A 12538-nucleotide genomic window follows, 5' to 3' on the forward strand; every position below is an offset into this window, starting at 1 on the left:
ACAGCGGGAAAACTTAGGGTAAATTATTTTTAGTCTGCTGTAGCATAACGTGCCGGTAAAGCGTCATGATGTGAAAGTAGATTAAAATGAAACATACCTTATTAACCCTCACATTAATTATTGGCGCCCTTGTAAGCACCTTCGCGCAAAACGACAAGCTATTTAAACATAACGGCGAAACAATTGACGGCAACGTGGTACGCGTGGCCGAATACACTATTGTGTTTAAGTACGTAAATGAAGATGCCGAACAAACCGTTAGCAAATACGCGGTTGAAAAAATAGTTTACGGCAAAAGCGGCCGCATCGAAAAAATAAGCGACAAAGTAACCGTAACCGGCAAAGCCGACTGGGAGAAAGTGGTACTGCTGGAAGACAAAAGCGAGATAGCAGGCCTTACCAAAGGCGGCGATGTGCGCGGTAAAACAGCTTTTATTAATTTCCACACCGGTAACTCGGGCGATAAATCGGCAGAGAAGAAGCTAAAGCAGGCCGCTGCAGAACTTGGCTGCCAGTTTGTATACGTTACCAGCGAAAAAGCCACCAACGCCAACAACGACTCCTTAGGCGGTAATCAGGACATCAAGAAGGGTTTGGCTTATAAGTATTAAGTTACTCGCGCTACGTCGACTCACCCCGACATCGCTGCGCTCGTCACCCCTCTCTCCGCAAGCGGAAAGAAGGGTTTTGTTTTTTGGGTTTCTTCTAAGCCCTCTTTGCGGCAAAGCCGGAGGGCGGTCCAGCGAAGCGTAGACCGGGTGAGTTGACTATGCGCTTTGCTTTAATTCTTTTAGAAAACACTTCGTTTCAGTCAGCAAACAGCTTCGGGCGAAAACGGGCAGAACTGTGGAGGCCAAGAGCGCAAAGGCGGGCATAGGAACTTGTTGCATGTGGGGAGGAAATGAGCGGCAGGGCAAAAGTTCCAGCCCAAAGTTCTGGCAGTTTTGCAGGGGAAGGCCTCGTGCGGCAAAGAAGCCTATTGCTGGACAAGCTTTTTGTTACTTTTGAGCTCAAAAGTAATGGGGCACTGCGCCCAAGAGCAGACTGATGTTGATATAGCATAAGCACAACGTAAGTAGAGATTGCTTCTTACCTACTACTCATGACGAAAAAAACTGTCATTCTGGAAGCATAGCGAAGAATTTTCTTCGCTATGCTTATCTGCGATAGATGCTTCGTTCCTCAGCATGACAGTGGTAGGTGTTAGCCATCGTCATTTTACCTTCAAAGTCCAAAAGGAATTAAAATTCTTGCAATGACGAGTATTCCGGTTTTATTGATAAACCATTAAACCTTTCACCTCAAAACTAATCCGCGGAAGCTCTTTACTATGCGTTTTGTAAGTGGTGGTATCCCCGGCAAAATGCTGTTCATCATCAGCGATGAAGTTCTTTTTGGCTACGCCGTCTATGATCACCACACGGTCTTTAATGTTGAGAGGTAAATTAATGCCGCCGCGAGAAAAATGCGCTGTAATTATTTCGCCGTTCCCTGCATCCAGTTCAAACCAGCCGCCTTTGGCTTTGGTTACCTTAATTACCTTACCCTTAATTGCGGTGGTAATACGCGTTTTCTTACCCATAAATTCCCGCAGTTTTGGGGCATCCATCATCACAGCGGTATCGGGCTGTGTACCGTATATCATGCCATGCGGCAAGGCAGCGTTCTGTGCATGAGCGGTATAAGCAAAGCAAAACAGCAAAAGCGATAGTACAAGGGAGACGCGGCTAAGTTTCATGCTTTATATAACAACAAGTTGTAAACTTGGTTTTTAACAAGTGACTTTCTGCTTTAACCTGTCAACTTTTACCATCTTAAGTCGCTTTCAACCCTCGTCTTTCCGCTTTAAGCTTACCCTTTCACCTTAAAACCTTTCTCCTTTCACCTTAAAAAATGTACTTTTGCGAACTTTTATAAAAACTTGATATGCTACGAACACATACCTGCGGCGAATTAAATATCAGCCATTTAGGCCAATCCGTTACTTTATGCGGATGGGTACAAAAATCGCGCGACCTTGGGGGCACTACCTTTATTGATGTGCGCGACCGTTACGGTTTAACCCAACTGGTATTAAATACCGATACCGATGCATCACTGCGCGAAAAGGGCCGTGAGCTTGGGCGTGAGTTTGTTATAAAGGTGAGCGGCAAGGTACTTGAGCGCTCAAACAAAAACCTGAAAATCCCTACCGGCGAAGTTGAAATTGCCGTGCATGAATTGGAAATATTGAACGCGGCCAAAATTCCGCCGTTTTTAATTGAAGATGAAACAGATGGTGGCGAAGAGCTTCGCGCTAAATACCGTTACCTCGATCTTCGTCGTAACCCTATCCGTAACAATTTGGTTTTGCGCCATAAAATGGGTCAGGAAGTGCGTAAGTATCTTGATGCCCTGAACTTTATCGAGGTAGAAACCCCGGTATTGATCAAATCAACCCCGGAAGGGGCGCGCGACTTTGTGGTGCCAAGCCGCATGAACGCCGGCGAATTTTACGCCCTGCCGCAATCGCCGCAAACCTTTAAGCAATTACTGATGGTGAGCGGGTTCGACCGTTATTTCCAGATAGTGAAATGCTTCAGGGATGAGGATCTGCGTGCCGATCGTCAGCCGGAGTTTACGCAGATTGACTGTGAGCTTTCTTTCATTACGCAAGAGGATATCCTGAATATTTTTGAGGGCTTAACCCGCCACCTGTTCAACACCGTAAAAGGCATTGAGCTGGGTGATTTCCCTCGTATGCAATACGCCGATGCCATGCGTTTATATGGGTCGGATAAACCGGATGTCCGTTTCGGTATGCCATTTGTTGAACTGAACGATGTTGTTAAAGGTAAAAACTTCAGCATTTTTGACAATGCCGAACTGGTAGTAGGTATCAACGCTAAAGGCTGTGCCGAATACACCCGCAAGCAAATTGACGAACTTACCGAGTGGCTTAAACGCCCGCAAATTGGCGCAACCGGTTTAATCTATTGCCGCTACAATACCGATGGCACTTTAAAATCATCAGTAGATAAATTTTACAACGAAGACGAACTAACCAACTGGGCTGCCGCTTTTGAGGCAGAGCCGGGCGATTTAATACTGATACTTGCCGGTCAAACCGACAAGGTACGTAAGCAATTGAACGAGTTACGCCTGGAAATTGGCGGCCGTTTAGGTTTACGTAACAAAGATACCTTCGCGCCGTTGTGGGTGGTTGATTTCCCGCTGCTGGAGTGGGATGAGGAAAGCGGCCGTTACCATGCCATGCACCATCCGTTCACTTCGCCTAAGCCGGAGGATATCGCAATGTTGGATACCGATCCGGGTAATGTGCGTGCCAATGCTTACGATCTGGTGATCAACGGTACCGAAATTGGCGGTGGTTCTATCCGTATCCACGAAAAAGGGTTGCAATCGTTAATGTTCAAACACCTGGGCTTTTCGCCCGAAGAGGCGCAAAAACAATTCGGCTTCCTGCTGGATGCCTTTGAGTACGGCGCTCCTCCGCATGGTGGTATCGCTTTCGGTTTCGACAGGTTATGCTCTATCTTCGCCGGGCTCGATTCTATCCGCGACGTGATCGCTTTCCCTAAGAACAATTCGGGCAGAGATGTAATGATCGATTCGCCGTCAACCATTTCTGACGCGCAATTGAAAGAATTAAGCATTAACACTACTGTTTAATACTTAACATTATACATATAAAGGAAGCCGCGAAGCTTCCTTTTTTTATGCCCGGCTGTAGCACTTTACCCCGCATCAACGTTATACTTATTATTAATACTTTTGCAATTAATTAACTGACATATAAAAATGAAAAAATACCTTTTAGTACTTCTTGTTGCTTTAACATCATTATCGGCCTGTAAGAAAGACAAATTCGATGCTGCCAAACAAGCTGAAACTGATGAGAACATCATTAAAAAATACCTTACTGATAATGGCATCACAGCGACCAGGCATTCGTCAGGTTTGTATTATAAAATTATTACTGAAGGTACCGGTGCAAATGCTACATCAAGCTCAACCGTTACCGTAAATTACGTGGGTATATTGCCAAGCGGTAGCCAGTTCGATAAAAACAATGGTATCACTTTCCCTTTGACTAATGTTATTCAGGGCTGGCAAATTGGTATTCCGTTGGTGAAAACCGGTGGCCGTATCCAATTGTTTGTTCCTTCGGCTTTAGGCTATGCGCAAAAAGCCCAGAGTGGTATTCCTGCCAATTCTGTATTGATATTTACTGTCGATCTGCTGAGCATTAATTAATATGCCCGCATTTGTGCGATATGTTTTGCCTAAACTAATTATATTTAGGCAAAACATACCGCATGAAAAAGCTGCCTTTCCTTCTCTTTTCATTCTTCTCCCTTTCGGCATTAGCGCAAAGCGATGCTATACGAACTTCCATAGCTAAAAAAGCAGATGCCCTGCAACCTAAACTGGTAGCCTGGCGGCGCGACTTCCACGAACATCCCGAATTAGGTAACCGCGAAACTCGTACTTCCGCCATTATTGCCAAACACCTCGAAAGTTTGGGTATAGAGGTAAAAACTGGCGTGGCTACAACCGGTGTGGTTGGTATTTTAAAGGGCGGAAAACCGGGGCCAGTGGTGGCCTTACGTGCCGATATGGATGGCTTGCCGGTTACCGAACGGGTTAATATTCCCTTCGCCTCAAAAGTTACTACGCAATATAACGGACAAGATGTTGGCGTAATGCATGCCTGCGGGCACGATTCGCACATGGCCATACTGATGGGCGTGGCCGAAATACTATCTGCCATGAAAAAAGACCTGCACGGCACCGTAAAATTTATATTTCAACCGGCCGAAGAAGGCACGCCGCGAGGAGAGAAAGGCGGAGCGGAAGAGATGGTAAAACAAGGCGTTTTAGAGAACCCCAAGGTTGATGTGATATTCGGCTTGCACATTAACTCGGCTATTGAGGTGGGTAAGATCACCTATCGCCCCGGCGGTACAATGGCAGGTGTGAGCGATATGCGGATCATTGTTAAAGGTAAATCATCGCATGGGGCATATCCGTGGCAAAGTATCGATCCGATAGTGGTATCGGCTCAAATTATCAATAACCTGCAAACCGTTGTAAGCCGTAATGTAGATGTTACCGAAAACCCTGCCGTGGTAACCGTGGGCGTAATCAAGGGCGGAACACGCTTCAATATCATTCCCGAAAATGTAGAAATGCTGGGCACGCTGCGCTATTTTACCGCAGGCGACGAAAAACTGGTGACCGAAAACGTGAGGCGCATAGCAATCAAAACCGCCGAAGCGCAGGGTGCTACAGCCGAAGTGAAAATCCCTTTCAGCAACCATTACCCCGTAACGTTTAACGATATTGCGCTTACCGCCAAAATGCTGCCTACCCTGCAAGCCTCCGCCGGAAAAGAGAACGTAATGCTAAGGCCGCCCGTAACCGGTGCCGAAGATTTTAGCTTTTTCCAGGAGAAAGTACCCGGTTTATTCTTCTTTTTAGGCGGAATGCCCAAAGGCACGAACCCGGCAATAGCCCCATCGCACCATACCCCCGATTTTTACCTCGACGAAAGCGGCTTCGGCCTCGGGGTAAAAGCCCTGTGTAATTTAACGCTGGATTATATGGCGAGTAAGTGAGTTTTTTCAGGTTTGAGGTTTCAGTGGATGGAAGACGTTGCGTTTAATTTTACCGCGGAGTTAGCAGAGGTTGCGCAGAGTTTGGAGAGGCTTGTTAAATCAATATATGATTGTTCGCAGTTTTTGCCTCGGTAATTTTTCTATTTCACGTTGTCATCTTGAACGTAATGAAAGATCTTCTTCGCCATGCATGTCTGCTGCTTGTGAAGCACATCCCTGCCCTTGCCAATTAAACCTGATAGTAACGTATACCGGCCATGCGTGTAATGCCTGCAGGCGTATGAGTGCATAGCAGATCTGCCAGAACCAACAGAGTACAGGCACTGATTTTCAAGTAAATTTTAGCGTTTCAGTAATTTAGTTCTCTGAAGCTTATCTTGTCTCCTGAATCTTAACTCTCGCTTCTCCCAAGCTATATCTTTTTAAACTCGTAAGCGCCTTCTTCCACAAAGTCGGCTACTTTAACCCGCACGCCTGTTACTTTGCCGTTTTGCACGTTGAATGGAAATATGGCTTTGCCGAAAACCGGGTCGCTAAAGGTGACGTAGAAACGGTTACCGCCCAGTGGTTGCAAACGGGCAAACATTTTTGGGTGATGCTCAAAGCGGATATTGAGGTCATTATTCTCGCCTTTTTCTACAGTAAGGTTGCCGTATAATGGGTTGTTGTATTTGCCTTCGTAGTTATTGGTTGATAATGCCGGGCGCGGGTTGAGCAATACGCTGTCGCGGAGTTTTTTATCGGCTGCCAGCTCGGCGGCCTTGTAAGTTTTAAACTCGTTGAGCGATATGCCGCTGTAATCACGGTAGGGGAGGTTCAGGTAAGCATCTATCACGTTCCAGTTAAGGGTTTCAATCAGGTTGTTTTGGTCGGTATTGGTTAAAATAACTATACCCAGGTTTTGATCGGGTACCAGCGTTACCGACGATACGAAACCGCTCACCCCACCGGTATGCCAAATTACCTTATGGCCATGGTAGTTTTGTACTATCCAGCCGAGGCCGTACAGCAGGAATTCGCCGTTCTCGTTTTCGCCAACAATATCCTGTGGTTGGCGGGTAGCTTGTATAGCCGCGTTAGGCAACACCTGTTTAGCGCCCACCTTGCCATTATTTAATAACGCCATTACCCACTTGCCCATATCGCTCGCGGTTGAACTGATGGATCCCGCAGGTGCCATGTTATCGATATTAGCGTAGGGTATGGCAATCAGCCTGCCATCGGCAATGGTATGTGGTACGGTACGGTTAATTGATTTGGGCATAGCCACACTCAGGCCAAGCGTATTGCCCATGCCCAGCGGCGCGAATATCTTTTCTTTCAGGTAGATATCCCAGTTTTGGTCGGCCACTTTGGGTATGATCTCCCCGGCCGTTAAAAATGCCGAATTGGTATAGCCCCATTTGGTACGGAAGGGGTAAACAGCTTTCATCTGCCCCAGGCGGGTCATAATTTCGCTGCGGGTAAGGTTGCTGTTGTAAAAGGCAAAATCGCCCTGAAAGGTTTGAAAACCGAGGCGGTGGCAAAGCAGGTCGCGCACGGTAAGCAGTTCGGTAGCGGCTTTGTTTTCCAGTTTAAAATCGGGCAAAAAACGGGTCACTTTATCATCCAGCGATAGCTTTTTATCTAAAAAAGCCATGGCCACCGCTGTAGCGGTAAAGGCTTTGGTGTTGCTGCCAATCATAAACAGGGTATTTTCGTCTACCTTGTTATTCAGCCCCATCTCCTTGATGCCGTAGCCGCGCATCAGCACTATGCGGTTATCCTTCACAATAAAAACAGAGGCACCGGGTATGCGCCAGTTGGTGAGCGCGCGGGTAATATAAGTTTGCAAACTATCTGTAATAAACTTGTTGCGACCCGGGTTTTGTGCTTGTGTAGTGGCAAAAAGCATAAAAGAACAGGCGAACAGGATGAGTATTTTTTTCATTACAGATTTATTAAACAGGGTATAAAATGCTAATTTAACGCAAAAATTAAAGAGGCATTACTTCTTTATAAAATATTTCAATTCAATATTAAATACGTGTACATGAACATTAAAATTTATCGTTTGCCGGTTGTGGCACTGTTGTTTTTGCTTTCGTTGTTATCGCAAAATGTGCAGGCGCAATTTGGCAGGGGAACTAATTGGTTAAAAGACGGTTACCGCTACTACCGTTCATTTGAGGGAGGCATTGCAGAGTTTGATGTGCGCGATGCCGATAAGAAAACCGTAATTGTAAGTAAGGAAGCATTAACCCCACAAGGTAAAAGCGCTATCAGTATCCGTAGGTTTACTATTACTGATGATGCAACCAAAATGCTGATCAATACCAACACCAAAAAGGTGTGGCGCTATGATACCCGGGGCGATTACTGGGTATATGATGTAACTGCCAAAACGCTTAAGCAAATTGGTAAGGATAAACCGGCATCATCATTAATGTTTGCCAAATTCTCTCCGGATGGTACCAAAGTGGCCTACGTGAGCGAGCACAATGTTTATGTGGAAGATCTGGCAACCGGCGCAACAAAAGCGCTGACTACTGATGGTTCATCAAGACTGATCAACGGCACGTTCGACTGGGCTTACGAGGAAGAATTTGATTGCCGCGACGGTTTCCGCTGGTCGCCGGATAGCAAGAAAATAGCCTACTGGCAAATTGATGCCCGCAAAATTAAGAACTACCTGATGCTGAATACCACCGATAGCGGCGCTTATTCGTTCAACGTTCCGGTTGAATACCCTACTGCCGGTCAGGATCCAAGTTCATGCAAAATTGGCGTGGTAAGTGTTGATGGCGGCGCAACCCAATGGATTAATGTACCCGGCGATAACATACAGCACTACATCCCTCGTATGGAGTTTACTACCAACCCTAACGAGATTATTTTGCAGCAGCTTAACCGCGCGCAAAATGAGTGCAAAATTTTCATCGGCAATGTATCAAACGGTACCACCCGCGGTATTTATACCGAAACCGATAAAGCCTGGATTGATGCCAAAGGCGAGGCCATTGGCTGGGATTGGGTTAATAAAGGCAAGGAGTTCATCTGGTCGAGCGAGAAAGACGGCTGGAGACACCTTTACCGCATCAGCCGCGAAGGCAAGCAAACCCTGATCACTAAAGCGAACTATGATGTAATCAGCGTATCGCTTATTGATGAGCCGGGAGGTTTTATCTATTTCACGGCTTCGCCGGATAATGCTACGCAGGAGTACCTGTACCGTGTTAAAATAAGCGGTGGTAAACCCGAGCGTATAACTCCGGCAGATCAGCCGGGTTCGCACGATTATACGCTTTCGCCGAACGGTAAAATGGCTATTCATAATTTTTCAAATGCCAATACCGCTTACCAAAGCGAAACCATCAGCCTGCCCGATCATAAGCACCTTACCGGCCAAACCATCGCGGTAGCTAAAGATGTAAAGAACCCTGTCGAGTTTTTTACGGTGAAAACGGTTGACGGTATTGATATTACCGGCTGGGTTAAAAAACCTAACAATTTCGACCCATCGAAAAAATACCCTGTTGTATTTTACGTATACGGCGAGCCGGCTTCGCAAACTGCTGCCGATACTTATGGCGCAGGCATGAACCGCATGTACACCGGCAATATGGCCGATGACGGTTATGTTTATATCTCTGTGGATAACCGTGGCGCGCCTTTAGCCCGGGGCCGTGAATGGCGCAAGGCTATTTACCGCAACATTGGCGTTATCAACATTCGCGACCAGGCAATGGCCGCAAAAGAGATCTTGAAATGGCCTTATATCGATAGCAGTCGTGTAGCCGTGTGGGGCTGGAGCGGTGGCGGTTCATCAACGCTTAACCTGCTATTCCAATTCCCCGAAATTTACAAAACAGGTATAGCCATAGCTGCCGTAGGCAACCAGTTAACTTACGACAACATTTACCAGGAACGCTACATGGGCGTACCAACCGACGACGAAGGCCGTTCATACTTTATAAGAGGTTCACCTATTAGCAACGCTAAAAACCTAAAAGGCAACCTGCTGTACATACACGGTACCGGCGACGATAATGTGCACTACAACAATGCCGAGCAACTGATAAACGAGTTGGTTAAATACAACAAGCAGTTCCAGCTGATGTCGTACCCTAACCGTACGCACTCCATATCAGAAGGACCAGGTACATCACTGCACCTGCGCACGCTGTACACCCAATATTTAAAAGAACATTGCCCTCCGGGAGGCCGATAATGAGTTTAAAAAAGTCCCTGTTCAATTTGAACAGGGACTTTTTTTTGGTGCTGTAAAGAAATTTTTCGGGACGGTAAGCTGAAAGCTTACGCCATGCACAAGTCACGAGTTACACTCTGCTAAACTCGCGACAGCGTGGGGCTACTTTTAAAGTCCTCTCCTTTGGAGAGGATTTAGGTGAGGCTTCCTTCTCCGTCAGCAAACAGCTTCGGGCGAAAACGGGCAGAATTGTTGTGGCCATGAGCGCAATGGCGGGCATAGGAGCTTGTTGCATGCAGGATGGAATAACGGGGCGGGGCAAAAGTTCCAGCCCTAAGTTCTGCACGTTTTGCAGGGTGGGGGCTGTGCGGCAAAGAAGCCTTTTGCTGGACAAGGGTTTTGTTACTTTTGCCCTCAAAAGTAATGGGGCCCTGCGCCCAAGAGCAGACTAACGTTAATTATAGCACAAGCCTCAACCTAAGTAGAGATTGCTTCGTTCCTGGCCATGAGGTATTAAAAAACTGTCATTCGTAATGAAGAATCTTCTTCGCTATACTTATCTGCGATAGATGCTTCGTTCCTCAGCATGACAGTGGAGAGTGGTTGTGAACCATCGTCATTTTACCTTCAAAGTTCAAAAGGTTTAAAATTTTTGCAATTGACAAAAATCTTCTAAAATAAAACAAAAATAAAGCCTTACCGGGGATGGCAAGGCTTATTTCTTATCTTTTGGGTTTATGTAAAAGAGTGGTTAGAAAGGCAAATCGTCGGTTTCGGCAGCGCTGTTATATTCGCTGGCCCCATCGGTTTTCGTAACCGGACGATTGTCGTTCTCGAAGTCGCTTTTGCGACCGAGCATTGTAAAATTTTCGGCTACCACTTCGGTAGTATATTTTTTTATTCCTTCTTTATCTTCAAACGAGCGCGTGCGCAGCTTGCCTTCAATATAAACAAGCTTGCCTTTTTGCAGGTGCTTGGCTGCCACATCGGCCAAACTACGCCACATTACTATGTTATGCCATTCTGTTTGTTCAACCTTGCGGCCATCTTTGTTAAAGGTTTCAGACGTAGCCAGCGGGAAACTCGCTACTGATACGCCGCCATCTAAATAACGTACTTCGGGATCTTTGCCTAAGTGGCCTATAAGTATTACTTTATTAATTCCAGACATGGAGGTAAATTAACGCAAAATTATTCTACAAATTAAAAATATTTTTTAGAAATATAAAAATGATTTTTGGCAGGGCCAGTTTTTCTAAGTTTTGTACCTCTGTGTAAAACCATTTTTGTTCTAATTTAACAGGCTGAGTATTTAACTTTATCAGCCTTACATATAACCTTTGATGTGTAAGAATGTGTTTTTGTACAGGTAATATTTCTGTATTATTTATTATACTGCCAAAATATTCTTTTGTTTCAGGCAGGTTAAATAACTCATTTGCAGGTAATAATGTTTGCGTTTCTATAAGCGGTAAATCATACATATTTGCCCATATATCATTTTCGCCCCTTTTATTCATTAATATTTTATCGCCGTCGGTAATTAAAAAATAGTTCAAAAAGCGCTCGCGCACTTTTAATTTTTTAAGTTTTACCGGTAAATAAGTGGTGGCATTATGCTTAAAGGCATAGCAGCCAATACGTACAGGACAAATACCGCAACCCGGATTTTTAGGTTTACAAAGCATTGCGCCAAACTCCATCATGGCCTGGTTATGCAATCCCGGCATTTTCTTATTAATTAAATCGGTGGCGATGGTTTGGAAGGTTTTTTTTGCACCTGTTGAATTGATAGGCTCATCAATACCAAAATAGCGGGCCAGTACGCGGTATACGTTTCCGTCAACCACAGCCCTTACTTCGCCTGCCGAAAAAGAGGAGATAGCTGCCGCGGTGTACTCGCCAATTCCCTTCAATTTAAGCAGCTCATCGTAGGCTGTCGGGAAAATTCCGTCACAATCCTGTTGCACAAGGCGGGCTGTTTTGAGCATATTACGGCCCCGTGAGTAATAACCAAGGCCTTGCCAAAGTTTTAAAATATCATCTTCGGCAGCATTTGCGAAACTATTTACATCAGGATACCGTTCTAAGAAGCGGTAAAAATAGGGCATGCCCTGTTCAACCCTTGTTTGTTGCAAAATTACTTCAGAAAGCCATATAATATAAGCATCGGTAGTGTTGCGCCATGGTAAATCGCGCTTGTTTTGTTGGTACCATTTCAATAATTCTGCAGCAAAATCCATCAGGCAAAAGTAACAAGCATAAGGGCTACAAAGTTCTTTTTATACATGAATTAAACACACGATTGTAAGGTGAATAAAAAAAACATCGCAAAATTTCAATCTTTCGGAATAAAGCAATACTTTTGCAACCCCAAAACAGTTAAGTAATTATATAAAATTAAATAGAAAAATCAGATATGACTAAGGCAGAAATTATAACTGAAATCTCATCGAAAACAGGTATTGAGAAAGTTGATGTACAGGAGACTGTTGAGGCGTTTTTTAAAGTAGTAAAAGGCTCGATGGTTGCCGGCGAAAATGTTTACGTGAGAGGTTTCGGAAGTTTTGTTGTTAAAAAAAGAGCTAAAAAAACAGCGCGTAATATTTCAAAGAATACTGCCATCATTATCCCCGAGCATTTTGTACCAAGCTTTAAACCTGCAAAAACTTTTGTTGAAAAAGTAAAAACAGGTAACAAACCAGGTAAAGCAACCAAATAATTTTAC

10 protein-coding genes are annotated in these 12538 nt (G+C 45.0%); 6 read left to right on the forward strand and 4 right to left on the reverse strand.

Annotated features, from left to right (window positions below):
• Window positions 1-86 precede the first annotated feature (86 nt).
• A complete protein-coding gene (locus tag ABD894_RS14065) occupies window positions 87-611 on the forward strand; it encodes a hypothetical protein (protein WP_345211684.1) in 525 nt (174 codons plus the stop codon).
• A 662-nt stretch (window positions 612-1273) separates the two neighbouring features.
• On the opposite strand, the gene ABD894_RS14070 is transcribed toward ABD894_RS14065, so the two are convergent.
• Entirely contained in the window at window positions 1274-1738 is a 465-nt protein-coding gene (locus tag ABD894_RS14070) for a DUF4920 domain-containing protein (protein ID WP_345211685.1), read from the reverse strand.
• A gap of 188 nt (window positions 1739-1926) precedes the next feature.
• On the opposite strand from ABD894_RS14070, the gene aspS reads away from it, so the two are divergent.
• The 3 genes from aspS (at window position 1927) to ABD894_RS14085 (ending at window position 5621) form a co-directional block, all read left to right on the forward strand.
• Window positions 1927-3672, forward strand: coding sequence for an aspartate--tRNA ligase (gene aspS, locus ABD894_RS14075; RefSeq protein ID WP_345211686.1), 1746 nt, complete (start codon window positions 1927-1929; stop codon window positions 3670-3672).
• A gap of 129 nt (window positions 3673-3801) precedes the next feature.
• Window positions 3802-4257, forward strand: coding sequence for an FKBP-type peptidyl-prolyl cis-trans isomerase (locus ABD894_RS14080; protein WP_345211687.1), 456 nt, complete (start codon window positions 3802-3804; stop codon window positions 4255-4257).
• Window positions 4258-4319: 62 nt separating this feature from the next.
• On the forward strand, window positions 4320-5621 hold the full coding sequence (locus ABD894_RS14085) for an amidohydrolase (protein ID WP_345211688.1): 1302 nt from the start codon (window positions 4320-4322) through the stop codon (window positions 5619-5621).
• 412 nt (window positions 5622-6033) lie between these two features.
• Here the strand turns inward: ABD894_RS14085 and ABD894_RS14090 are convergent, their stop codons facing one another.
• Window positions 6034-7551 carry a serine hydrolase gene (locus ABD894_RS14090; protein WP_345211689.1) on the reverse strand — a complete coding sequence of 506 codons (1518 nt, stop codon included), beginning with the start codon at window positions 7549-7551 and terminating at the stop codon, window positions 6034-6036.
• Window positions 7552-7653: 102 nt separating this feature from the next.
• Between ABD894_RS14090 and ABD894_RS14095 the strand changes: the two genes are divergently transcribed.
• Window positions 7654-9831 (forward strand): S9 family peptidase, encoded by a 2178-nt coding sequence (locus tag ABD894_RS14095; RefSeq protein WP_345211690.1) that lies wholly within the window; start codon window positions 7654-7656, stop codon window positions 9829-9831.
• Between the two features lie 730 nt (window positions 9832-10561).
• On the opposite strand, the gene ABD894_RS14100 is transcribed toward ABD894_RS14095, so the two are convergent.
• Window positions 10562-10981: a single-stranded DNA-binding protein gene (locus ABD894_RS14100; protein WP_345211691.1), complete on the reverse strand. Its 420-nt coding sequence runs from the start codon at window positions 10979-10981 to the stop codon at window positions 10562-10564.
• Between the two features lie 25 nt (window positions 10982-11006).
• A complete protein-coding gene (gene mutY, locus ABD894_RS14105; protein WP_345211692.1) occupies window positions 11007-12053 on the reverse strand; it encodes an A/G-specific adenine glycosylase in 1047 nt (348 codons plus the stop codon).
• Between the two features lie 176 nt (window positions 12054-12229).
• Here mutY and ABD894_RS14110 point away from each other — a divergent pair, with 176 nt between their 5' ends.
• Window positions 12230-12532 carry an HU family DNA-binding protein gene (locus tag ABD894_RS14110; protein ID WP_345211693.1) on the forward strand — a complete coding sequence of 101 codons (303 nt, stop codon included), beginning with the start codon at window positions 12230-12232 and terminating at the stop codon, window positions 12530-12532.
• Window positions 12533-12538 lie beyond the last annotated feature (6 nt).

This window comes from Mucilaginibacter gynuensis (assembly GCF_039541195.1).
In the GTDB taxonomy this organism is placed as follows: domain Bacteria; phylum Bacteroidota; class Bacteroidia; order Sphingobacteriales; family Sphingobacteriaceae; genus Mucilaginibacter; species Mucilaginibacter gynuensis.